This is a genomic window from Xanthomonas sp. NCPPB 1325, from assembly GCF_041477645.2.
Classification (GTDB): domain Bacteria; phylum Pseudomonadota; class Gammaproteobacteria; order Xanthomonadales; family Xanthomonadaceae; genus Xanthomonas; species Xanthomonas cannabis.
The window spans coordinates 2761430-2784736 of sequence record NZ_CM192985.1; the positions used below are offsets into that span (position 1 = coordinate 2761430).

At 67.0% G+C, this 23307-nt stretch carries 22 protein-coding genes; 10 read left to right on the forward strand and 12 right to left on the reverse strand.

From position 1 onward, the window contains the following. The first annotated feature begins 129 nt into the window (after nt 1–129). Nucleotides 130–255 (forward strand): hypothetical protein, encoded by a 126-nt coding sequence (locus ACCQ10_RS11820; protein WP_372360743.1) that lies wholly within the window; start codon nt 130–132, stop codon nt 253–255. Nucleotides 256–271: 16 nt separating this feature from the next. Here ACCQ10_RS11820 and dksA read toward each other — a convergent pair whose 3' ends face one another. Beyond that, a complete protein-coding gene (gene dksA, locus ACCQ10_RS11825) occupies nt 272–1297 on the reverse strand; it encodes an RNA polymerase-binding protein DksA (RefSeq protein WP_372360744.1) in 1026 nt (341 codons plus the stop codon). An 84-nt stretch (nt 1298–1381) separates the two neighbouring features. On the opposite strand from dksA, the gene yidD reads away from it, so the two are divergent. The 6 genes from yidD to eutC all read left to right on the forward strand — a co-directional run bounded on the left by yidD (nt 1382) and on the right by eutC (nt 8365). Next, the gene (gene yidD / locus ACCQ10_RS11830; RefSeq protein ID WP_068838601.1) at nt 1382–1678 is read left to right on the forward strand and encodes a membrane protein insertion efficiency factor YidD; all 297 of its coding nucleotides are present in this window, start codon (nt 1382–1384) and stop codon (nt 1676–1678) included. After that, nucleotides 1675–3024: a dihydroorotase gene (locus tag ACCQ10_RS11835; RefSeq protein ID WP_039407595.1), complete on the forward strand. Its 1350-nt coding sequence runs from the start codon at nt 1675–1677 to the stop codon at nt 3022–3024. Before yidD ends, ACCQ10_RS11835 begins: the two co-directional genes overlap by 4 nt. Beyond that, on the forward strand, nt 3024–3869 hold the full coding sequence (locus ACCQ10_RS11840; protein ID WP_372360745.1) for a M23 family metallopeptidase: 846 nt from the start codon (nt 3024–3026) through the stop codon (nt 3867–3869). Before ACCQ10_RS11835 ends, ACCQ10_RS11840 begins: the two co-directional genes overlap by 1 nt. A gap of 907 nt (nt 3870–4776) precedes the next feature. Then, nucleotides 4777–6141 (forward strand): ethanolamine permease, encoded by a 1365-nt coding sequence (gene eat, locus ACCQ10_RS11845; protein ID WP_372360746.1) that lies wholly within the window; start codon nt 4777–4779, stop codon nt 6139–6141. Beyond that, complete coding sequence (locus ACCQ10_RS11850) at nt 6138–7550, forward strand: ethanolamine ammonia-lyase subunit EutB (protein WP_372360747.1); 1413 nt, start codon at nt 6138–6140, stop codon at nt 7548–7550. The genes eat and ACCQ10_RS11850 overlap by 4 nt, the downstream gene beginning before the upstream one ends. Further along, nucleotides 7547–8365: an ethanolamine ammonia-lyase subunit EutC gene (gene eutC / locus ACCQ10_RS11855; RefSeq protein WP_372360748.1), complete on the forward strand. Its 819-nt coding sequence runs from the start codon at nt 7547–7549 to the stop codon at nt 8363–8365. Before ACCQ10_RS11850 ends, eutC begins: the two co-directional genes overlap by 4 nt. 59 nt (nt 8366–8424) lie before the next feature. Here eutC and ACCQ10_RS11860 read toward each other — a convergent pair whose 3' ends face one another. From ACCQ10_RS11860 to ACCQ10_RS11870, 3 genes are all read right to left on the reverse strand, one after another. Further along, entirely contained in the window at nt 8425–8715 is a 291-nt protein-coding gene (locus ACCQ10_RS11860; RefSeq protein WP_039407608.1) for a hypothetical protein, read from the reverse strand. Between the two features lie 93 nt (nt 8716–8808). Next, nucleotides 8809–9690 (reverse strand): MBL fold metallo-hydrolase, encoded by an 882-nt coding sequence (locus ACCQ10_RS11865; protein ID WP_372360749.1) that lies wholly within the window; start codon nt 9688–9690, stop codon nt 8809–8811. Between the two features lie 116 nt (nt 9691–9806). Then, complete coding sequence (locus tag ACCQ10_RS11870; protein ID WP_039407610.1) at nt 9807–10295, reverse strand: pyridoxamine 5'-phosphate oxidase family protein; 489 nt, start codon at nt 10293–10295, stop codon at nt 9807–9809. 398 nt (nt 10296–10693) lie between these two features. On the opposite strand from ACCQ10_RS11870, the gene ACCQ10_RS11875 reads away from it, so the two are divergent. Further along, entirely contained in the window at nt 10694–11833 is a 1140-nt protein-coding gene (locus tag ACCQ10_RS11875; protein WP_372363112.1) for a putative acyl-CoA thioester hydrolase, read from the forward strand. A 385-nt stretch (nt 11834–12218) separates the two neighbouring features. Next, nucleotides 12219–13886, forward strand: a complete 1668-nt coding sequence (locus ACCQ10_RS11880; RefSeq protein ID WP_372360750.1) for a glycoside hydrolase family 28 protein — start codon at nt 12219–12221, stop codon at nt 13884–13886. Between the two features lie 66 nt (nt 13887–13952). Here ACCQ10_RS11880 and ACCQ10_RS11885 read toward each other — a convergent pair whose 3' ends face one another. The 6 genes from ACCQ10_RS11885 to efp all read right to left on the reverse strand — a co-directional run bounded on the left by ACCQ10_RS11885 (nt 13953) and on the right by efp (nt 18973). Continuing rightward, nucleotides 13953–14642, reverse strand: coding sequence for an isoprenoid biosynthesis enzyme family protein (locus tag ACCQ10_RS11885; protein WP_166748729.1), 690 nt, complete (start codon nt 14640–14642; stop codon nt 13953–13955). A gap of 28 nt (nt 14643–14670) precedes the next feature. After that, the gene (locus ACCQ10_RS11890; RefSeq protein ID WP_372360751.1) at nt 14671–15336 is read right to left on the reverse strand and encodes a phosphoglycolate phosphatase; all 666 of its coding nucleotides are present in this window, start codon (nt 15334–15336) and stop codon (nt 14671–14673) included. Nucleotides 15337–15448: 112 nt separating this feature from the next. Next, a complete protein-coding gene (gene ubiG / locus ACCQ10_RS11895; protein ID WP_372360752.1) occupies nt 15449–16168 on the reverse strand; it encodes a bifunctional 2-polyprenyl-6-hydroxyphenol methylase/3-demethylubiquinol 3-O-methyltransferase UbiG in 720 nt (239 codons plus the stop codon). 29 nt (nt 16169–16197) lie between these two features. Continuing rightward, nucleotides 16198–17535, reverse strand: coding sequence for a TRZ/ATZ family hydrolase (locus tag ACCQ10_RS11900; protein ID WP_047697848.1), 1338 nt, complete (start codon nt 17533–17535; stop codon nt 16198–16200). Nucleotides 17536–17553: 18 nt separating this feature from the next. Then, the gene (locus ACCQ10_RS11905; RefSeq protein ID WP_372360753.1) at nt 17554–18402 is read right to left on the reverse strand and encodes a PA3715 family protein; all 849 of its coding nucleotides are present in this window, start codon (nt 18400–18402) and stop codon (nt 17554–17556) included. A 4-nt stretch (nt 18403–18406) separates the two neighbouring features. After that, the gene (gene efp, locus ACCQ10_RS11910; protein ID WP_039407624.1) at nt 18407–18973 is read right to left on the reverse strand and encodes an elongation factor P; all 567 of its coding nucleotides are present in this window, start codon (nt 18971–18973) and stop codon (nt 18407–18409) included. Between the two features lie 101 nt (nt 18974–19074). Between efp and epmB the strand changes: the two genes are divergently transcribed. Continuing rightward, complete coding sequence (gene epmB / locus ACCQ10_RS11915; RefSeq protein ID WP_372360754.1) at nt 19075–20103, forward strand: EF-P beta-lysylation protein EpmB; 1029 nt, start codon at nt 19075–19077, stop codon at nt 20101–20103. A 138-nt stretch (nt 20104–20241) separates the two neighbouring features. On the opposite strand, the gene ACCQ10_RS11920 is transcribed toward epmB, so the two are convergent. Both ACCQ10_RS11920 and ACCQ10_RS11925 read right to left on the reverse strand, forming a co-directional pair. After that, nucleotides 20242–22359, reverse strand: coding sequence for a putative bifunctional diguanylate cyclase/phosphodiesterase (locus tag ACCQ10_RS11920; protein ID WP_372360755.1), 2118 nt, complete (start codon nt 22357–22359; stop codon nt 20242–20244). Beyond that, complete coding sequence (locus ACCQ10_RS11925; RefSeq protein ID WP_047697830.1) at nt 22356–23285, reverse strand: phosphate/phosphite/phosphonate ABC transporter substrate-binding protein; 930 nt, start codon at nt 23283–23285, stop codon at nt 22356–22358. The genes ACCQ10_RS11920 and ACCQ10_RS11925 overlap by 4 nt, the downstream gene beginning before the upstream one ends. Nucleotides 23286–23307: the final 22 nt, after the last annotated feature.

Genomic DNA, 23307 nt, shown 5'->3' on the forward strand with positions numbered 1-23307 from the left:
TGCTGCCTGTCGCGTTGGAGCATCCTTGCGCCGCACGCCGGCACACGCGCCGGCTGCATGCCGTGCCATGGGTGGCCGCCGACATCACGCGGCGCGCGGTGCGACAGCCCGATACCACGATTGCCCGTCATGCGGGACCGCAAGCAGATCGTCCGGGTGGCAGCCATGTCGGCCCTGCCGCTGCGGCTAACCATACGCCTGCACACCGCGCGCGGCGACCATAAAAAAACCCCGCACTGGCGGGGTCTTTCGTGAGCGTCGAGGCGCCGGATCAGTCGCCCTGCTGCTTCTGCAGATGCTCCCAACGCTCCTGGGCGTCGATGGTGCGCTCGGCGGTGAGACGCGCTTCCAGGCGGTCCAGGCCGATTTCTTCGCCAGTATCGACGCAGTACCCGTAGTCGCCGTCTTCCAGACGCTTGAGGGTGCTGTCGATCTTGGAGATCAGCTTGCGTGCGCGGTCACGCGCGCGCAGTTCCAGCGAGTTCTCGGTCTCGCGCGTGGCACGCTCGGCTTCGTCGCCGATGTCGCGCACTTCTTCGCGCAGGTTTTCGATGGTCTGCTTGGATTCCTCGACCATCTCGTTGCGCCAGCTCTGCAGGCGCTGACGGAAGTATTCCTGCTGCAGCTTGCTCATGTACTCCTCGTCCGCAGACGGCTTGTAGCCCTGCGGGAGGATCGGGCGCCCGGTGGCGTCGTCGGTCTTGTAGTCGACCACCTTGTACTTGGTCTTGGGCGTCTGACTGGACGGCTTGGCGGTCACGGCCACAGCCACCTTGCCGACCGGACGGGTCGCGGCGGGCTTGGCGGGGGCTTCGGTTTTGGTTGGCGTTTTAGCGGAAGATTTCGAAACGGGCACGGGATTCTTAGGTGACGGGGTCGCAGGCTTTGCCGGCTTCGCAGGGACGGCCTTGGGGGCCGGTGCGGGCGCGGGCTTTGCAGCCTTGACCGGGACTGACTTGGCCGCAGCCGGCTTGGTGGCCGGCTTCGGTACGGACTTGGACGCCGCCGGCTTTGCGGCCGGCTTGGCGGCAGCCGGAGCTGCCTTGCTGGCCGCCGGCTTGGCAGCAGTCTTGGCGACAGGTTTCGCGGGCTTGGTCGCTGCGGGCTTGGAGACCGGCGCCGGCTTGGCAGCGGTCTTGGTCGCAGCTGCCTTCTTGGCAACCGGTTGCTTGGGGGCCGGCGCCGCCTTCTTGGCGGCCGGTTTTGCAGCAGCGGGCGCCGCTGCCTTCTTCGCAACGGGTTTGGCGGACTTCTTGGCGGCCTCTACGGCCTTTTTTGCAGGTTTTTTAGCAGCCACGAAACGCTCTTCCTTGGTTCCCCCGGGGCCCGGGAAAGCGGGTCTTTATAGCGTACCCCGCAGACCCCCGGCAACCACCTATTAATGCAACTCGCATATGATTGGCAAGTGATCTCACGCCTGCTCATCGCGCTGTTGCGCTTCTACAAGCTGTTCATCAGCCCCCTGCTCGGGCCGCGCTGCCGGTTTGCGCCCAGCTGCTCGGAGTATGCGATGACTGCCATCGGCCGCTTCGGCCCGCTACGCGGTTGCTGGCTGGCCGCACGCCGGCTGGGCCGCTGCCACCCTTTCCATCCAGGCGGGTTCGATCCGGTGCCCGATGCGCCCGGCGCCGCCACGCCATCTTCTTCTTCCTGCCGCTGCAAAGGACCTCATCCATGAGCCGAACCCTCATCATCAATGCCCGCCTGGTCAACGAAGGCAAGGAGTTCGATGCCGACCTGCTGATCGAGGGCGGTCGCATCGCCAGGATCGACAGCAGCATCACACCCGCCGACGGCGATACCGTGGTGGACGCAGCCGGGCGCTGGGTGCTGCCGGGCATGATCGACGACCAGGTGCATTTCCGTGAGCCGGGCCTGACCCACAAGGGCGACATCGCCACCGAATCCGGTGCGGCCGTGGCCGGCGGCCTGACCAGCTTCATGGACATGCCCAATACCAACCCGCCGACCCTGGATGCGGCCGCACTGCAGGCCAAGTACGACGCCGCGGCCGGGCGCGCCTGGGCCAACTACGGTTTCTACATGGGCGCCAGCAACGACAACCTGGCCCACATCCAGTCGCTGGACCCCAAGACGGCGCCGGGCATCAAGGTGTTCATGGGCGCCTCCACCGGCAACATGCTGGTCGATAACCCCGAAACCCTGGACGCCATCTTCCGGGATGCGCCAACCCCCATCATCACCCACTGCGAAGACACGCCGACTATCGATGCGACGATGGCGCAGTACAAGGAGAAGTACGGCGACGCGCTGACGCCGGACATGCACCCGGACATCCGCTCGCGCGAAGCCTGCCTGAAGTCCTCGCAGCTGGCGGTGGCGTTGGCGCGCAGGCACAACACACGCCTGCACGTGCTGCACATCTCCACCGCCGATGAGCTGTCGCTGTTCGAAGCCGGCCCGCTGGTGGACGCCGACGGCAAGCTGCGCAAGCGCATCACCGCCGAGACCTGCATCCACTTCCTGCGTTTCGACCGCAGCGACTACGCGCGCCTGGGCAACCTGATCAAGTGCAACCCGGCGATCAAGGACCCCGAGGACCGTCTGGCCTTGATCCAGGCGCTGGCCGAAGACGTGATCGACGTGCTTGCCACCGACCACGCCCCGCACACCTGGGAAGAGAAGCAGAAGCCGTACGCACAAGCGCCTTCGGGCCTGCCGCTGGTGCAGTACGCACTGGTCGCCGCACTGGAGCTGGTGCACGAAGGCAAGCTGCCGATCACCCGTATCGTGCAGAAGTTCGCGCATGCACCGGCACAGCTGTTCGATGTGGAACAGCGCGGCTTCCTGCGCGAGGGCTATTTCGCCGACCTGGTGATGATCGACAACACCCCGTTCACCGTGAAGCGCGAGCAGGTGTTGTCCAAGTGCGGCTGGTCGCCGTTCGAAGGCACCACCTTCCGCTCGCGCATCGCCGCGACCTGGGTCAACGGCCAGCAGGTGTGGGACGGCGAGCAGCTGGTCGGCAGCGCCGCCGGCCAGCGCCTGACCTTCGACCGCTGATGCGCGCAGCACTGTTTGGCGCCTGGTTGCTCCTGGCGTCAGTCGCGCTGGTGGTGGCAGGTACTGCCGATGCGCAGAGCGCGACCGCCGCGACTGATGTCGTGTTTCCGCAAAGCGCCTCGCAAGGTGCGCTGCTGATCGGCAAGGTGCCGGCGGGCAGCAAGGTGCAGTACGCCGGCCGGACCCTGCGTGTAAGCGGCTATGGAAGCGTGGTGTTCGGTATCGGCCGCGATGCCACCGGGCCATTGCAGGTGCAGATCACCCCGCCCGGAGGCAGCACGCAGACCGTGAGCATCGCAGTGACGCCGCGCGACTGGCCGATCGAGCGCGTCAACGGCGTGCCGCCCAAGACAGTCAATCCACCAGCGGCGATTGCCGAACGTATCAAGCGTGAGCAGGCGCAGGTGACCGCGGCGCGCGATCGCGACGATGCGCGTACGGATTTTGCGCAGCCCTTCATCTGGCCGGTACAGGGGCGCATCAGCGGCCGGTTTGGCAACGCACGCGTCTACAACGGGCAACCCGGCGCCGGCCATTCGGGCATGGATATCGCAGTGCCGACCGGCACACCAGTGAAAGCACCCGCCGCTGGCGTGGTCACCTTCGCCGCGCCGGATCTGTATCTGACCGGCGGCACGGTGCTGCTGGATCACGGCTTCGGGGTGAGTTCCAATTTTCTGCACCTGTCGCGCATCGACGTGAAGGTGGGTGATCGGGTCGAGCAAGGCCAGGTCATCGCGGCCGTTGGTGCGACCGGGCGCGCGACCGGGCCGCATCTGCACTGGGGAATGAATTGGTTTGACGTGCGGATCGATCCATTGCTGGTGCTCGAACGCGGCAAATAACTGGCGGGCTATCTGGGGGCTTTACGCTCTCCGGCGCGCGGCGGCGCGGTTGCTCTCGCGCGGCGTCGACATCACTGCGGCGCGGTTCGACGTGCGGATCGATCCATTGCTGGTGCTCGAACGCGGCAAATAACGTGCGGGCTATCTGAGGCGTCACGCTCTCCGGCGCGCGGCGGCGCGGTTGCTGTCGCGCGGCGTCGAGATCACCGCGGCGCGGTTCGACGTGCGGATCGATCCATTGCTGGTGCTCGAACGCGGTAAATAACGTGCGGGCTATCCGAGGCGCCACGCTCTCCGGCGCGCGGCGGCGCGGTTGCTCTCGCGCGGCGTCGAGATGACTGCGGCGCGGTTCGACATGCGGATCGATCCATTACTGGTGCGCATGCGGCGTGCCACCAATCAGGCGTCTCAGGCAATGCCCGGCGTGAGGCCGCACTTGCCTTCTCCTCCCGGGAGAAGGTGGCGCGCAGCGCCGGATGAGGATGCGGCAGCGTCAGGTATCTTGCGGTACGCGCCTCCTCAAAGCCCCGCGCAACGGCAGGCAGCGGGCCTGGAGCCGGCACTTGCCTGAGGCCGCATCTGCAGCGGCAATGCCGGCTGCCGCAATCGCCCATGGCAGCGATGCAGAGACGATGCTCCTGTACACAACCCGCTTCCAAGCACAGAACAGACCTGTCTGCGGAAAGCGCGTCCGCAGACGCATGTCCATCCACGCGCACGCGCGTCTCGCCGCTGCCCGCCACCTTGGCTTGGCAGACCTACCCGCTGCGCATGTGTCCGCCAGCAGGCTTTGCGGTATAACCGGGAGGCCGCCGAGCGTCGGCTGATTGCAGCGCCAGCTCAGCCCGCGACGGTCCATCCGCGCCACTGGCGGACGTGCCTGGTCTCCCCTCCCCGACCGCAGGAGATGTGCGACATGCGCAACGAGCAACTCAAGCCCACCCTCGGCACCTGGCAGTTATGGGGTATTGCGGTGGGCCTGGTGATCTCCGGCGAGTATTTCGGCTGGAGTTATGGCTGGGGGACTGCAGGGACATTGGGATTCCTGGTCACCACGTTGCTGGTCGCAGTGATGTACACCTGCTTCATCTTCAGCTTCACCGAACTGACCACTGCCATCCCAAACGCGGGCGGCCCGTTCGCCTACAGCCTGCGTGCGTTCGGCACCTATGGCGGCATGCTCGCGGGCCTGGCCACCCTGATCGAATTCGTGTTTGCGCCGCCCGCCATTGCCATGGCCATCGGGGCGTACCTGAACGTGCAGTTCCCCACGCTCGACCCGCGCGTCGCGGCGATCGGCGCGTACGGGATCTTCATGAGCTTGAACATCGTCGGCGTGGCGATTGCGGCCACCTTCGAGCTGATCGTGACCTTGCTGGCAGTGATCGAGCTGCTGGTCTTCATGGGCGTGGTGGCGCCGGGTTTCAGCGTCGCGCGCTTTGCGGCCAATGGCTGGGCCGGCAGCGACGTGTTCGGGCCGGCGGCCATCTCCGGCGTCTTTGCGGCGATTCCGTTTGCGATCTGGTTCTTCCTGGCGATCGAAGGCGCCGCCATGGCGGCCGAGGAAGCCAAGGACCCCAGGCGCACCATTCCGCGCGCCTACATCGCCGGCATTCTCACCCTGGTGGCGCTGGCGCTTGGCGTGATGGTGTTTGCCGGCGGCGTGGGCGACTGGCGTCAGCTGTCCAACATCAACGACCCACTGCCGCAGGCGATGAAGGCAGTAGTGGGCAACAGTTCCACCTGGCTGCACATGCTGGTGTGGATCGGCCTGTTCGGCCTGGTGGCCAGCTTCCACGGCATCATCCTGGGCTATTCGCGACAATTCTTCGCCCTGGCGCGCGCCGGCTTCCTGCCGCACGGGTTGGCGAAACTGTCGCGCTTCCGCACGCCACATCACGCGATCCTGGCCGGCGGCGTCATCGGCATTGCGGCCATCTGCAGCGACGGCGTCGTCGAGATCCAGGGCATGTCGCTGACCGCGGCCATGATCACCATGTCGGTGTTCGGTGCGATCGTGATGTATGTCATGAGCATGCTCAGCCTGTTCACGCTGCGCCGTCGCGAACCGGGGCTGGAGCGCAGCTTCAGGGCTCCGGGCTACCCGGTGGTGCCGGCGGTCGCGCTGGCACTGGCGGTGGTGTGCCTGGTGGCGATGGTGTGGTTCAACCCGATCGTGGCGGTGATCTTCGTCGGCCTGCTGCTGCTCGGCGCAGCCTGTTGCGTGCTGAGCCTGCGTCGCCAGGGCGCCACTGCGGCCGGCAGCACATGAGCGGCTTCGCCTTCACTGCCGGTGGCGAGCGTTTCCGGTTTGCCGATCTCAAGCAGTTGCTGGCCAAGGCCACGCCGGCCCGCTCGGGCGATCAGCTGGCCGGGCTGGCGGCCGACTCCGGGCTGCAACGGGCGGCAGCGCAGATGGCACTGGCAGATCTGCCGCTGCGCCATTTCCTGCAGGAAGCGGTGGTGCCCTATGACAGCGACGAAGTCACCCGGCTGATCGTCGACCAGCACGATGCGACGGCGTTTGCCGCGGTGGCGCATCTCACCGTTGGCGGCTTTCGCGACTGGTTGCTGAGCCCGCAGGCCGACGAAGCCACATTGGCGGCGCTGGCACCGGGGCTGACGCCGGAAATGGTGGCTGCGGTGTCCAAGCTGATGCGGGTGCAGGATCTGATCCTGGTGACGCAGAAGAAACGTGTGGTCACGCGCTTTCGCAACACCCTGGGCCTGCGTGGCCGGCTGTCGACGCGGCTGCAGCCCAACCACCCCACCGACGATGCCACCGGCATTGCCGCCAGCGTGCTCGACGGCCTGCTGTACGGCAACGGCGATGCAGTGATCGGCATCAACCCGGCCAGCGACAGTCTGGCGGCAACCACCGCGTTGCTGCGCATGCTCGATGCGGTGATCACCGGCTATCAGATTCCCACCCAATCGTGCGTGCTTGCCCATATCACCACCACCATCGAGGCCATCAACCGCGGCGTGCCGGTGGATCTGGTGTTCCAGTCCATCGCAGGCACCGAAGCGGCCAACGCCAGCTTCGGCATCAATCTGGCGCTCTTGCAGGAAGGCTACGAGGCCGGCCTGTCGCTGCGCCGGGGCAGCGTCGGCGACAACGTGATGTATTTCGAGACCGGCCAGGGCAGCGCCTTGTCGGCCAACGCGCACCACGGCGTGGACCAGCAGACCTGCGAGGTGCGCGCGTATGCGGTGGCGCGGCAGTTCAAGCCGCTGCTGGTCAACACCGTGGTCGGCTTCATCGGCCCGGAGTATCTGTATGACGGCAAGCAGATCATCCGCGCCGGGCTGGAGGATCATTTCTGCGGCAAATTGCTCGGCGTGCCGATGGGCTGCGACATCTGCTACACCAATCATGCCGAAGCCGATCAGGACGACATGGACGTGTTGCTCACCCTGCTCGGCACGGCCGGCATCAACTTCATCATGGGCATCCCCGGCTCGGACGATGTGATGCTCAACTACCAGACCACCTCGTTCCACGATGCGCTGTATGCGCGCCAGGCGCTTGGCCTGCGCGCCGCGCCCGAGTTCGAGCAGTGGCTGGAGCAACACGGCATCCTGCGGTTGCACGACGACGGGCGGTTTGAACTGGGCAGCGAGGTCCCGGCACTGTTTCGTCGTGCGCTCTCGCAGCTGCCCTCCGGCACCCCATCGTGAGCAACCCGGCCATGCCACCGCGCGATGCATGGGCACGGTTACGCCAACTGACCCCGGCGCGCATTGCGCTGGGGCGGGTCGGCACCAGCCTGCCAACTGCTGCCCACCTGGAGTTCCAACTGGCGCATGCGCAGGCGCGGGATGCGGTACACCTGGCATTCGACCCGGCTGCGTTGCAGGCAGCGCTGCGGCGACGAGGGCGCGACAGCATCCTGTTGCAGAGCGCGGCAGCAGACCGCCATACCTATCTGCAGCGCCCGGACCTGGGCCGCTGCCTGTCCGACACTGCGGCGACGCAACTACGTGGCCAGACCGCCGTGCACGGCGGCGGCCACGATGTGGCGGTGGTAGTCGCCGACGGCCTGTCTGCGCTCGCGGTGCACCGGCATGCCGTGCCGATGGTGGAACACATCGACGCATTGGCAGTGCAGCAAGGCTGGACAGTGGCGCCAGTGGCGCTGGTCGCACAGGGGCGCGTGGCGGTGGGCGATGAAGTGGGCGAACTGCTGAAGGCGCGCGCGGTCGTCGTGTTGATCGGCGAACGTCCCGGGCTCAGCTCGCCCGACAGCCTGGGACTCTATCTCACCTACGCGCCGCGCGTCGGCCTGACCGATGCCGCGCGCAACTGCATTTCCAATATTCGTGCAGAAGGCCTGAGCTATGCCGACGCGACGCACAAACTGGCGTACCTGCTACGCGAGGCCTTCCGGCGCAGGCTCTCCGGCGTGCAGCTCAAGGACGAAGCCGAGCAGCCGGCCCTGCTCTCCGACGGACCGGCAGACGCGGTGCCACGCAACTTCCTGCTGCCTGACTGACCTGCATCGGTCGCCGACGCACGCCTGCACGCACCACGCACCACGCACCACCGCAGAGCCTACTTCAGCGCGCCATCCTGCGGATTGCTGGCTGCATAGGTGCTGGTCTGCAGTTCGTTGTCGTGCGGGTGGCGCAGCGCCTGACGTACATCGTCCGGAAGTTGCTCCACATCCAGCATCACCTTGCCCGAGTGCACATCGCGCACCACCGAGGCCGGCAGCACGAAGTCGCCACCGTTTTCGATATTGATCACCAGCTCCGCGCCGTCGTTGCGGATATCGCGCACCGCGCCAACGCCGACTTCACCGTCGCGCAGGAACACCATCTGGCCGATTTCGATCTGCTGCATTGTCCGTCTCCGTCTGAGGCATCGCGTCACCCGCGCAACGCCATGAGCGACGATCATGGCGTTGCGCCGTGTCTGGGGGCGGTGAAGCGCAGATCAGTGCGGCGTCGGCGCGTGCAGCAAGGCGCCTGCCGGCAGGCGTGCCGGCTGCCCGGCGACGCGCTCGAACTCGGTGATGTCGTGCGAGCAGAACAGCTCGACCTCCCCGCCGTGGTGCTGACGCAGGCGACGCAAACGTTGCTGATTGCCCAGCCGCGCGGCGCGATCCTTTTCCAGCATCCACTGATACAGGCGCAGCCCCGGCGTGCAGTACGGTTGCTGCGCATCCATCTCGCGATGGAAGAAATACGCATCGCCTGCCAGCAGCAACCAGCGTTCGGCGCTGCGCACGGCAATGGCCGCATGCCCCAGCGTGTGGCCCGGCAGCGGCAGCATCAGGATCTCCGGCGGCAGGCCGTGCAGGTCGCGCACGCAGTCCAGGCCCATCCAGCGTTCGCCGGCAAGCGCGTCATAGGCATGCCATTGGCCACGTGTGGACCACTGCTGCGGCCGGAACCGTTGCCGATCCATCCAGGTGCGCTGCGCAAATGCCGCGTCACGCTCGCTCGCCATCAGATGCACACGCGCATGCGGGAAGTCATCCAGCCCGCCGGCATGATCGAAATCCAGATGGGTCAGGATGATGTGCCGCACGTCGCGCGGGTCCAGGCCCAGGCGTTGAATCTGCCGAATGGCCGTCATTTCCTCGCGTAGCTCCGGCCGGACCAGGGCCAGAAAGAAACCGCTCAGACGTGCGCGTGGCTCGGTCACATCGCGCAACCCAAAGCCGGTGTCGATCAGCACCAGCCCGGCGCTGGTCTCCACCAGCAGACAGTGGCAACACAGGTGACCGCGATTCAATACACCAGGCGTGCGAGCGTCCATCAGATGTCCGCCCAGCGGACACGTGGAAATGCAGTTCAGGTGATGCACGCGCATCGGCGCGCTCCGCTTGGCGGGCCAGCGTCGCAGTGCCGGCGTCGCACCCCGGTGACCGTTCGTGCCACCGGCGTGCGCATGCACACGCGACCTTGACGGCCGCGTGCGCTAAGAACTCAGCGCAGCGGAACGTCCGCCACCTTGTCCTGGTAATCCTTTTTCGGGTCGACGCCAAACAGCACCTTGATCCCGGCAAGCAGGCTGGAGCCATTGAGCCAGATCTGTGCGTGGTCCGCATCCAGGCGTAGCAGCGCCAATTTCGGGTCATCCTTTCCGCCTTCGTACCATGCGGCCACGTGCGGGTTCCACAAGCGCTCGACCACGGCAGGATCGGTGTCCTCGCGCAGCGAACCGCTGATGCTGGCGAACAGATCATGCCCCTTGCTGCTGAAGGCACCGATGACGCGACGGCCCTGCCCCAGCATGGCGATCAATGCATTGTCCTTGGAGGTGAAGAACCAGATCGGGCCGCCGCTGTCGCCTTCGATCTGCGCGGTCATCGGACGCGCGTGGCCGTCTTCGACGCCATCCAGGCCCAGCATCACGGTGCGGTCGGACTTCAAGGCCTTCCAGAATTTGTCCTGCAGTTCTTTGGGATCTGCCATTTCGATTCCTGACGTACGCGTTTGCACGCGGGCCGCTGAGTCTGGAAGGATGCATGCCCACGGCATGTGAGGACGCGGCGCTGCACCATGCATCCGGCAGTGCCTGCCCACGCAGCATCGCCTGGTGAGCGTGTTGGGACCTGGTCCCGTTGCAAACCGTGATCACTCCGCACATCTCGTACATTGCTGTGCACCGTCGGTCATCCACGAGCGAACCCGGCAGTACCATCGCCCTGCCCTGCGTGCGGCGACTGGCGTGAGTTCGAGTGGATGGCCGCTGCGACGTAACGGCTACTGCGCGAATTGCCGGCATTCCACAGGTATGCACGCATCCCTTCTCAAGCGAGCACCTCACCATGTCCGTCCCGTCCTTGCGCACGACCTGCATCGCCGCTGCATTGCTGACGCTTGTCAGCGTCGATGCATCAGCAGTCACCGGCACCGCCACGCGGCCGCAGCTCACCCGTAGCGAAGCCAGTACCTATACGATCACCCAGGCACTGGCCAAGGCCGGGCCAATCACCGCACCGGTCACCGACAACTGGAATCCCACCGCCGGCGTTGCGCTGCTCAGTGCCGACTACGCCGTGGCCGCGGACGGCTCCACCAGTTACCGCAGCGTGCAATCGGCGATCGATGCAGCGGTGACCGCCGGTGGCACCACGCGCCGCTACATCAGCATCAAGGCGGGCACCTACACCGAACTGGTCTGCGTGCCGGCCAACGCGCCGCCGTTGACGCTGTTCGGGCTGGGCGCGTCCGCAGGCGACACCGTCATTCGCTTCAACAACGCCAACCCCACGCCCAAGCCGGCGGGCACCGCCAGCCACGCCTGCGCCAGCAATGCGGCGGCGACCACGGTCGGCACGTCTAACAGCGCCACGGTGACGGTGCGCGCCGCCCACTTCCAGGCGCGCCATCTGCGCATCGACAACAACTACGTCGAAGGCACCTACGTCGACACCAATCAGTCAGCCGTCGCACTGGCCGTGCGTGGCGACAAGGCCAGTTTCGAGGACGTGTCGATCACCGGCAACCAGGACACCTTGCTGATCAGCGCCACCAACGCGGCCAACGTCAATCGTGCCTACTTCAAGAACAGCACGATCGACGGCGATGTCGATTTCATCTTCGGCTCGGGCATCGGCGTGTTCGACAAGGCGACCATCCGTTCGCTCGGTGCACGCCTGGGAACCAGCCGGGGCGGCTACATCTTTGCACCGAGTACGCGCCCCGGCAGCAGCTACGGCTTTCTGGCGATCAACAGCAGTTTTGTGGCGGTGTCCGGCTCGCCCGACAATCAGACCTACCTGGGCCGTGCCTGGGACGAAGGTGTCAGCGGCCTGAGCGCGTATGTCAACGGCACCTCGCCCAACGGCCAGGTCACGGTGCGCGATTCCACCCTGGGCAGCCACATCCGCAAGGCGGCGCCGTGGAATGCATCCACGGCCAACCGTCCGTTCTGCAGCAGCGGCTGTGCCAACTCGGCAAACCGTTTCTATGAGTACGGCAACAGCGGTGCAGGCGCCGCCGACTGAGCTGTCTGCAACAGCGTCCTGGACGACGCGCGTGGCTTTTAATGGCGCGATGTCGCTCGGCACGGCAACCAGCGCCTGTTGGCCTGGCGCGTGACGCGCCAGGCCAACGGGCCCTCTGGTCTTGTTGCTGCCGTGCCGTTGAGTGCGGTGCGCCACGGAATTGCAGCAATGCATTGCTGGCTTCGGCAAGACGGTGCTGAGTTCGCCCCGCCGACGCCGGGCAGCGGGGCAAGGCGCCACGCTGGCGCCCGCACCTGACCGATCGGCACCGCGGCATCAAACCGCCGCCCGTGCAACTGCATGCAACCACGCCACCGTCATGACCGCAGGTGGCTGCCGTGCACAGATCGGGCAGGCGCGTCCTGTCCTCCCCGGAGCACTTCCAATGCCCAGCCCCACCTCTCCCACCCGCGCGCCACTGACCGTGGCATTGATTGGCCTGATCAGCCTCCAGGCCGGCGCCGCACCGCCGCATGCACAGGCGGATGCCGATAGCGCGCACAGCATCTCCACCAGCTGGGGCGTGATCCGGCAGCCGACGCTGCCGACACGGATCTGCAGCACGCTCAAGGCGGCCCTGGTGCCGGTTGCCGGTTCACTGGATGCGCTCGATCAGGATCCGGCGCGCTCCAAGCGCGATACCGCGCGCCTGCAGGCCGCCATCGACGATTGCCCGGCGGGCAGCGCGGTGCATCTGGTTCCCGGCGATGCCGGCGAGTCGGGCCTGTTGACCGGCCCGCTCACCATCAAGAGCGGCGTCACGTTGTGGATCGACCGCAACGTCACCGTGTTCGCCTCGCGTAATCCGCAGGACTACGACAATGGCTTAGGCACCTGCGGTACCGCCACCACCGACAAGGCCAAGTCGTGCAATCCGCTGATCCATTTTTCCGACACCGCCAACAGCGCCATCGTCGGCGCCGGCAAGATCGACGGCCGCGGCGGAAGCACGCTCACCGCCGGGCCCAATGCCGGCAAGGCCAGCTGGTGGGATCTTGCCTATCTCAACGTCACCAAGGGCTTGAGCCAGCACGTGCCGCGCCTGATGCAGATCGACAACAGCACCGACGTGACGCTGTACGACATCACCCTGGAAAACTCGCCCAACTTCCACGTCATCAGCGATAACGTGGTGGGGCTGACTGCATGGGGCATCAAGATCCTGGCGCCCAGCCTGGTGTATTCGCGCCCCGGGTATCGCTGCCCGGCCGGCAGCACACCGGACGTCAATCCGCATGCGACCTGTTTTACCCCGGAAACCGCCAAGAACACCGACGGATTCGACCCCGGCCAGTCGAAGAACGTGCTGCTGGCCTATTCGTACATCGGCACCGGCGATGATGGCGTGGCCATCAAGGCAGGGGCCAAGGCCACGCGCGTCATCGCCTCGGAGAACATGCTGTTTGCCTACAACCAGTTCTATTTCACGCATGGCTTTTCGCTGGGCAGCGAAACCGACGCTGGCATGCGCCACATCGCCGTGCGTGGCTTGAGCATCGACGGCTTCAACGCCAACGACGTTGCGCGCGACCCGTATTCGGCCAATGGCCTGCGCATCAAGTCGGACGCCTCACGTGGGGGGCAGGTCTCCGACATCAGTTTCGACGCCATCTGCATGCGCGGCGTCGCGCGTCCGCTGGTGTTCGATGCCAACTACGCCAACGCGGCCGTGCACGGCAAGATCCCGCAGTTCAGCGGCATCTCGCTGCGCAATGTGCATTCGCTGGGTTCAACGACCCTCGGCGCCGGCGAACTGAGCTTTTACGGGTATCGCGATGCCAGCGCCACGCGGCCGATCACCCTGTCGCTGGACAATGTCGTGCTCGATGGCGGCAAGGTCAGCTTTGCGCAGCCCCACTTCGGCGGACCGGCCAGCAATCCGGGTGCGGTGCATTTCAGCTTCAACGGCGGCCCGGTGAGCTTCTATGACCAGCTCACGGCCTCGGTTCCGGACGATGTGCAGCTGCAGGGCACGCCCGGCCCGGGCAAGCCGCTGGACTGCAGCAACGCCTTCATTGCGTATCACACCGTGCTGCCCGATTCGCCGATCTGATCGCGGCCACGCGTGCGCCCTGAAGCCCGCTGGCTGCATTCCAGCAGGATGCAGCCAGCGGGCGTTTCACGCCGAGCCGCTGGCAGCCCGCCAGCTATGCCACAGCTGCTGGACCGGCGGCGGATAGGCCGCCTTGCCGGCCAGTTCGCGCTGCAGGCGCAACCGTGCCAGCCGCGACCACACCCGGTGCGGTCGCGCCAGGGCCGGCTTGCGCGGCCACGCACGCAGCAACTGCGTGCGCCAAGCCACCGTGGTCACGCCGCCAGGCGCTGCGCTATCGCCGGCCACGCGCTGGCGTGCGTCCAGCCATTGCACCGCCACCGCAGTGGCATCGCCCGGCTGTGCACGCGCAAACAGCACCGCTTCCACCGCAACCACTGCCTGGGCGAAGTCACGCAGCTGCTCCAGTGCCTGCTGCAACGATGCAGGCTGCACACGCGCGGCCTGCATCGCGGGCAAGGTGTCGGCCAGTTGCGCCCACGGCGCACGTACCGGCTCCAGCACGCGCCCCAATGGGTGACGCGAGCGCTGGCTGGACCAGTCGCGCAGCTCCTGCTGCCACCAGGCCAGCTTGGCATCGGCCGGCAACGGGTCGCCGGCGATGTTCATGATGTCCTCCCATTCCTGCAGCAACGCAAACCAGGCAGCGCTCAGGCGCCGCTGCGGTTCGGGAACGAAAGGCTCGGCAACCGACCACTCCGGCCAGCGGGTGCGCCACTTGTCGAGAAAGCTGTCGAGAGCACTGGATTGGCTCATGGCTGGTCCGAAAAAAAGCGAAAGAAGATCAGGTCTGCGGCCATGTCGCCGGGTCCCACAACTGCTGCGGATGCTCCACCAGCACATCGGCGTGCCAGCGCGATGGCGCATCGTCATGTAAACGATAGCCCCACAACACCGCCACCGACGGCATGCCGGCCGCGCGCGCGGCAACAATGTCGCGCTCGTCATCGCCAACATAGACGCACTGCGCAGGCGCCACACCAATGCGTTCGGCAGCCGCCAGCAGCGGCAACGGATGCGGCTTGCGCTCGGGCAGGCTGTCGCCACCGATCAACACGGCGCAGCGCTGCTGCCACCCAAGTTGCGGCAGGATCAGACGCGCAAGGTATTCGGGCTTGTTCGTCACCACGCCCCAGCTGCAGCCGGCATCGTCCAGCTGCGACAGCAGCGCCTCGATACCATCGAACAGCTGCGACTGCGTGCCGATCAGGCCTTCATAACGCTGCAGGAATTCCGCCACCAGTGCCGTGCGTGCATCGGCATCGAGCTCGGCAAACGCTACGCCCAGCATGGCACGCGCCCCTTTCGACACCACCGGACGCAACTGCTCCAACGCCAGCGGCGCACGGTCACGCGCCGCCAGCATCGCGTTGACGGTCGCCAGCATGTCCGGCGCGCTATCGAGCAAGGTGCCATCCAGATCGAACAACACCGCGCGCGGAAGGCTCACAGGACCACCGCCATCACGCGGCGATCTGCAACCGGACCTGCGCCGGGATCCATCAAGCCCCCTGCCGACCGCCGTTGCGACTCCCGCCTCCCGATTCCCGACTGCCTGCCCGTCACGGCTTTACCGCATATGCCAGGTAATTGACCTCGGTGCGCGAAGACAACCGCGCGCGGTTGCGCCACGGCTCGTAGAGCATGCCGCTGACGTCGTCCAGCTGCAGCTCGGCATTGCGCAACCAGGCCGCCAGCTCTGCCGGCTTGATGAAATCCTTGTAGTGATGGGTGCCCTTGGGCAGCAGCCGCGCGATGTATTCGGCGCCCACCACCGCCAGTGCGAACGCGGCCGGGGTGCGGTTGAGCGTGGACAGGAACAGCTTGCCGCCCGGCTTGAGCAGGCTGGCGCAGGCGCGGATGATCGCGGTCGGATCCGGCACGTGCTCGAGCATTTCCATGCAGGTCACCGCATCGAAGCTGCCCGGTTGTTCGGCCGCCAGGTCTTCCACCGACTGCACGCGATAGTCCACCTGCACGCCCGATTCCAGGCTGTGCAGGCGCGCCACCTTGACCAGCTCCGGCGCCAGATCGATCGCGGTGACCTGCGCGCCCATGCGTGCCATCGACTCGCTGAGCAGGCCGCCGCCGCACCCCACATCGAGCACGCGCGCGCCGGCCAGCTGCTGGCGTGCGGACACGTACTGCAGACGCACCGGGTTGAGCGCATGCAGCGGCTTCTGCGGGCCGTCTGCGTCCCACCAGCGGTTGGCCAGTGCGGCAAACTTGTCCAGTTCGGCCTGATGGAAGTTGGTGGAGCTGGAGTGGGTCGTGGGATTCATGCGGAACTCCGGGATGCGATGACGCGCGCTCAGGCGCGGACGGTGCGGATGCGGTCGCGCCATTGCCGCGCGTTGGCGACGAGGGCCGCGGTATCCATGTCGATCAGCTCGCGCTGCACCAGCTTGGGCTTGCCGGCGATCCACACATCGGTGACCTGATGCCGGCCGGCCGCGTAGATCAGCTGCGACAACACATGATGCAGCGGCTGGGTTTCCAGTGCGGCAAGATCCACGCAGACCAGGTCGGCCTGCTTGCCGACTTCGATCGAGCCGATCCTGTCGCCGAAGCCCAATGCACGCGCACCGCCCAGCGTGGCCGCGCGCAGCGTGGTCGCCGCGTCCAGGGCGGTGGCATCGTTGGCCACCGCCTTGGCCAGGATGGCGGCGGTGCGATTCTCGCTGAACATGTCCAGGTCGTTGTTGCTCGCGCAGCCGTCGGTGCCGATGGCCAGGTTCACGCCTGCACGCTGCAGCGCGCAGGCCGGGCAGAACCCCGAGGCCAGCTTGAGGTTGGATTCCGGGCAATGCACCACGCTGACGCCACGCTCGGCGCACAGGTGGATTTCGGCATCGGTGAGCTGGGTCATGTGCACGGCGATCAGGCGGTCGTTGACCAGGCCAAGCCGGTCCAGGCGCGCCAGCGGGCGCTGCCCGTACTGCGTGATCGAGTCGGCCACTTCCTGCGCGGTTTCATGCGTATGCAGGTGCACCGGCATGTCCAGCTGGTCGGCCAGCATGCGCACGCGTTCGAAATTGGCATCGTTCACCGTGTACGGCGCATGCGGCGCGAACGCGGTGCTGATCAACGGATCGTCGCGCCACTGGTCGTGCAACTCGCCGGCACGCGCGAAATACTCATCGTCCGACGAGGCCCACGCGGTGGGGAAATCGATGATCACCGCACCGACCAGTGCGCGGAACCCGTGCTGCTTGTAGACCGCTGCCTGCACATCGGCAAAGAAGTAGTTTTCGTTGACGCAGGTGGTGCCGCCGCGCAGCATCTCGGCGATCGCCAGCGTGGTGCCGTCGGCGACGAACTCCGGCCCGATCACCGCCGCTTCCACCGGCCAGATGTGCTGCTGCAGCCACACCATCAACGGCAGGTCGTCGGCGACGCCGCGCAGCAGCGTCATCGGGTTGTGCGTATGCGCGTTGACCAGGCCCGGCATCAGCGCCGCGTCCGGGCGCGACACGGTCTGGGCCGGCGCAAAGCGCGCGCGTGCCTGCGCAGTCGGCAGGATCGCCACGATCACGCCGCCGCGCACGGCCACGGCATGATCTTCGAGGACCACCGCATGCGGTTCGATCGGCACCACGTAACCGGCTTCGATCAGCAGGTCGCACGGTTCTGGGGGAGCATTGGTCATGAGCGGATCCATAGAAGGTTAGTTGCCGAACGGCCAGCTGGCATCGCCGCCGGAGGTCGCCACATAGCGTGTTCCGTCGTAGCGCAGCAGCTGCAGTGCGCGACGCGTGCGTTCGGCATCGGGGCCGCCGCCGGTCACGCTCTCAAGGGTGCGGATGTTTGCGGTCAGGACGATGTCCGCATAGCCGGCGTGTGACTGCGGTGCCATCGCCAGGGCCAGCTCGGCACTTTCGGTGATCACCCCGCCCCGCCCCGGACTGCAGGGTTCGCCCTTGACGCGCTGCCAGAGCGACAGATCGCGTTGCAGCACCGGGCGCAGCGTGCGTCCGTCGCGGACCAGCAGGGTCAGTGCATCCCCGCTGCGGAAATCCGGGCAACTGGGCCCACGCGCAACGCTGTGCACGACCACCCCGATCGCGCGCGTCCCGGGCGCCACGTCGTAGCGCGCGGTATCCAGGCGCAGGCTGTCGGCATCGAGCTCGAAGGCGGCGTCTTCGCCCAGGGCCTGCGTATAGCCGGCCAGCACTTTGCCGCTGGCGGCGTCCAGCAGGGCAACGCGCAATTGCAGTTCACGCTCGCCTGGCGCGGCGGCATCGGCGGCAAACGCGATGGCCGCCAGCCGGATCGTCGCATCGTAGGGCCAGAGCTTGCAGGTCTGCGCCACCACGCGATCGTCCGGCGCCGTAGCGACGGCGCCGTCGAATACGTCGGCCTGCGCCACCGCTGCAATGCTGCGTGCATCGCAGGTTGCGGCGGCCGCGTGGGCAAGCGCCGGGCAGGCGGCCAGCGCGGCGCACAACACGCCGCCCACGAGCCACGGGACACTGGCACCGCGTCGCGCTCGCTCCAGCCAGTGTCCGGCGCGCATGCGGTTACTTGACGCGCGCGGAGTATTCGCCCGAGCGGGTGTCGACCTTGATCACTTCGTCCTGGTTGACGAACAGCGGCACGCGCACCACGGCACCGGTTTCCAGCGTGGCCGGCTTGCCGCCGCCGCCGGAGGTATCGCCACGCACGCCCGGGTCGGTCTCGGTGATCTTGAGCTCGACGAAGTTCGGCGGCTGGACCCAGATCGGCGCGCCGTTCCACAGCGTCACGATGCAGTCTTCCTCGCCCTTGAGCCACTTCTCGGCGCCGCCCATGCCGGCCTTGTCGGCCTGCACCTGCTCGAAGGATTCCGGGTCCATGAAATGCCAGTACTCGCCATCGCTGTACAGGTAGCGCATGTCGGTGTCTACCACGTCGGCCACTTCCACGTCGTCGGTCGCCTTCATGGTCATTTCGACCACGCGCCCGGACTTGATGAAGCGGTACTTCATGCGGGTGAAGGCCTGGCCCTTGCCCGGCTTGACGTACTCGGTCTCGGTGATGACCGCCGGTTCGTTATTGACCAGGATCTTCATGCCGTTCTTGACATCGTTCATGCCAACAGTGGCCATGGTGCAGCTCCTCGATAAGACCACGACCCGCCACTCTGGGGCGGGTCGGATTAGAATGGGGCGCCCGCCATCACCGGCGGGCATTGGTTTTGTGACCGCACATGATAACCGCAGCCCCCCTCGCCTTGCAGCCGTCCCCGCTCCCCGTCCTGCAGCCGCCGCGCTGGCAACAGCAGTGGCGCGACGCCGTGCGCGACCCGCGCGCCCTGCTGGCGCTGCTGGGCCTGGAGGCGCAGGCCGCCGGCATCAGCGATGAAGCGGCGGCGCAGTTCCCGCTGCGGGTGCCGCAGGCGTTCGTGGCCCGGATGCGGCCTGGCGACCTCAACGACCCGCTGCTGCGCCAGGTGCTGCCGCTGGATGCGGAGATGCAGCCTGTTCCCGGCTTCGGCCTGGATGCGGTCGGCGATGCGGCTGCAAAAACCGCCGCCGGGGTGATCCAGAAATACCGAGGCCGCGCCTTGCTGATCGCCACCGGCAGTTGCGCGGTGCACTGCCGCTACTGCTTCCGTCGCCACTTCCCGTATGCAGACGAAACCGCCGCCCGCGACGGCTGGCGCGCGGCCGTTGCCGCGATCGCGGCCGACCCGGGCATCGACGAAGTGCTGCTCTCCGGTGGCGACCCGCTGTCGCTGGCCACGCCCAAGCTGGTCGAACTGACCGACGCCCTGGCCGCGATCCCGCACCTCAAGCGCCTGCGCATCCACAGCCGCCTGCCGGTGGTGCTGCCCGAACGCGTGGACGCAGCGCTGCTGGCCTGGCTGCGCAGCCTGCCATGGCCGGTGGCGTTCGTGATCCATGCCAACCACGCCAACGAATTCGACGCCGCAGTGGACGCTGCCGTGCATGCCCTGCGCGGCGCTGGCGCGCAGGTGCTCAATCAGGCCGTGCTGCTGCGCGGGGTCAACGACAGCGTGGACGCGCTGGCCGCCCTGAGCGAGCGCAGCTTTGCGGCCGGTGTGCTGCCGTATTACCTGCACCAGCTCGACCGCGTGGCCGGCGTGGCGCATTTCGAAGTCGACGACACCCGCGCACGCGCCCTGCATGCGGCACTGGCCACGCGCCTGTCCGGCTACCTGGTCCCGCGCCTGGTGCGCGAAATCCCCGGCGACACCGGCAAGCGGCCGCTGTAACCGTCACCGCCATCGGCGCTCACGTGCACTGTAGGAGCGCCCTTGGGCGCGATGCGGCCTTACCGGTAATGCTCCATCGCGCCCGAGGGCGCTCCTACGCACAGCGGTGCGGCACGTTAAAGCGACGTATGCACGCACTCACCCCGCCGCGATCAGCTTGACCATGTCCGCCGGGCTCAGCGGGCGGCTGAACCAGTAGCCCTGCCCCAGGTCGCAGCCGCGCTCGCGCAGCAGGTTGAACTGCGCTTCCTGCTCGATGCCTTCGGCCACCACGGTGATCCCTAGCGAATGGGCCATGTTGATGATCGCGGTGGTCAGCGCCAGATCGTCCGGGTCGCGCTGCAGGTCGGCGATGAAACTCTTGTCGATCTTGACTCCGTCCACCGGCACCTGGCGCAGGTGGCTCAGGCCGGAGAAACCGGTACCGAAGTCGTCCAGCCACACTTTCACGCCGGTGCGGTGCAGCTGGTCGAGCAGGCTGGCCGCCATCATCTCGTCGCCGATCACCGCGGTCTCGGTGAGCTCCAGATGCAATCGGGCAGCCGGCAACCCGGACTCGGCCAGGCACTCGGCCACGGTGTCGATCAGCGCACCGCTGCGCAACTGCCGCGGCGAGACGTTGACCGAAATGAACAGGCCATCGCCCACCATCGGCCACTGCGCCGCCTCCAGGCAGGCCGCACGCAGGACCTTGGGGCCGATCACCTCGATCAACCCGCTCTGCTCGGCGATGTCGATGAAGGTGGACGGCGCGATCGTGCCCAGCGCCGGGTGCTGCCAGCGCAGCAACACCTCCACGCCTACCAGCACGCGGTCGCTGGTGCGGTAGATCGGCTGGTACACCAGCCGCAGTTCGTCGCGCTCCCACGCACCGCGTAGCTCGTGCTCCATATGCACGCGGCGTTCGACCGCATGGTCGGCGGCACGGCTGTAGAACCGGTGGCAGTTCTTGCCGGCGACCTTGGCCTGGTACATCGCAATGTCGCCGTTCTTGAGCAACGCGGTGGCATCGTTGGCATCGTCGGGGAACAGCGTGATGCCGATCGAGGTGCCCAGGAACACTTCGCGCCCATGCACGTTCAACGGGCGGCTCAATTCGTGCACCAGGCGGTCCGCCAGCTGCGCGGCCAGCAAGCTGACATCGCCGCTCTGCAGCAGGATCACGAACTCGTCGCCGCCAAAGCGCGCCAGAATCGCGTCGTCGCCCCCCAGCGCGCAGACCGCGCGACTGATGCGGCTGGCGAACTGCAGCAAGGCTTCGTCGCCGGCCTCGTGGCCCAGGGTGTCGTTGACGCGCTTGAAGTCATCGATATCGGCAAACAGCAAGGCCAGCTTGCTGTCGGTGCTGCGCGCGGTATTGAGCAGATGGTCCAGCCCCTCGCGGAAACCCAGCCGGTTGGTCAGCCCGGTCAGCGCGTCGGTGTAAGCCATGTGGCGCACCTCGCGATCGTGCCGGGCAATGCTCTCGCTCATGCGGCCGAACGCAGAGATCAACTCGCCGATCTCGTCGTTGCGCGGGTGCGGCGGCAGCTGCACGGCATAGTCGCCGCGCTCGATCTGCCGCGCCGCCGCCGCCAGCAGCCGCACCGGCGCCACCAGCGTGCGCTGCACGTAGATCGCCAGCAGCACGCCCAACCCCACCAGCGCAGCCAGCAGCACCAGCAGCCAACCCAGATCGCGCTTGCCGATCGCATTGAGGTTTTCGACCAGGGTCAGGTTGGCGCCGGACTCGATCCTGCGCACACGCTCGCGCGACATGCCCACGCGCACCCCGCCGATGCGCTGGTCGCCGATCTTGATCGGTACCGTGACCTCCAGCACCTCGGGCGAGGACTGCAGCAGCATCGCCCGTGCGCTGACCGCCTTGGCCGCCAGCGGGTCGGTCATGGTCTGGCCGTAGCGCTGCAGGGTCGGCGTGCCGTCATGCACCAGCCGGCCGCGGCGGTCGAACACCAGCACGTAGCTGACCACCTGCTGGCGCGCGGCATTGCGCACCAGCGCGCCCACGGCGCCCAGGTCGGAGTAATACAGCGGGTTGGCCAGGCCGGAGGCCAGCTCGGTGGCCAGCGTCTCGCCACGGGTGCGCAGGCTGCGGTCGAACAGCTCATGCAGGATCTGCGCGCTCAAGCCCCGCACCTCGCGCTGCATGGCGCTCTGGCGTTGCAGCAGCGAGGCCAGGATCGCGCCGACCAGCAGCAGGGTCAGCGCCATGACCAACAGGAAACGTGCCTGCAACCCGAAGCGCACCTGACTCATTCCATCTCATCCCTGACGTGTTGCAGGCCCGCGCTCAATGCGTCCAGGCGCCGGCGGCTCTGCCCATCCACAGGATGAAACGCGCTGGTGCCGAAGAACCGCTTGAGCGCCGGCCCGGCCTTCGGGTCGGAGGCGGCCTGTAATAGCACGATGCGCAGGCGGCGCTCCACCGCTGGGTCCATGCCGGTGCGCACCATCTCCACCGCGCGCGGCACCGGCGCACTGCGGTAGACGATGCGGAAGTCGCGCCGGAATACCGGGGGCAGATGCCGCTCGTCGTCCCAATCGAGATTGCTGAACGCCCCGGCATCGACCAGCCGCTTGTGCACGAACGCGGCGATGTTCAATTTCGAGCCGACCATCAGATAGCCGACCGAGCCCAGCACCTGGGTGTCGTCCGGCGACAGCAGCACATCGCATGCAAGACCGTTGCGCATCAGCTCCAGCATCGGCACCAGATATCCACTGGTGGACGAGGCGTTCTGCAAGGCCAGGGTGTGCCCACGCAGTTGCCCGAGCGACTGGATCGGGCTGTCGCGGCGCACGAAGAACACCGTGTGGAACTCGCGCACGCCGCCGCGCTCGGTCATCAGCAGCGGATGCGCGCTGCCGCGCCGCTCCAGCAACATTGCCGCACCGGTGGTCTCGCTGACCCAGTCGACCCGGCCGCGCCGCAGATAGCTGGACATCTGCCGCGCATCCGGTGCCATCAGGATCTCGCCGCGGCGGATGCCGACCTCGCGCATGCGCGGTACCACATAGTCCAGCAGCGGCTTGAGTTGGTCGTAATGCGTGGCCGGATCATCGCTGATCCGCCCTAGCACCAGGACCGGAGAAGGCGCTGCTGCAGCGGTTACGGCCAAGCCTGCGCCGGCGATCAGCCAGCAGGCACTCAGACACCATCGTAGACCGCGCAAAACCGACACTCCCCTAGAGCCGCGGACAGCC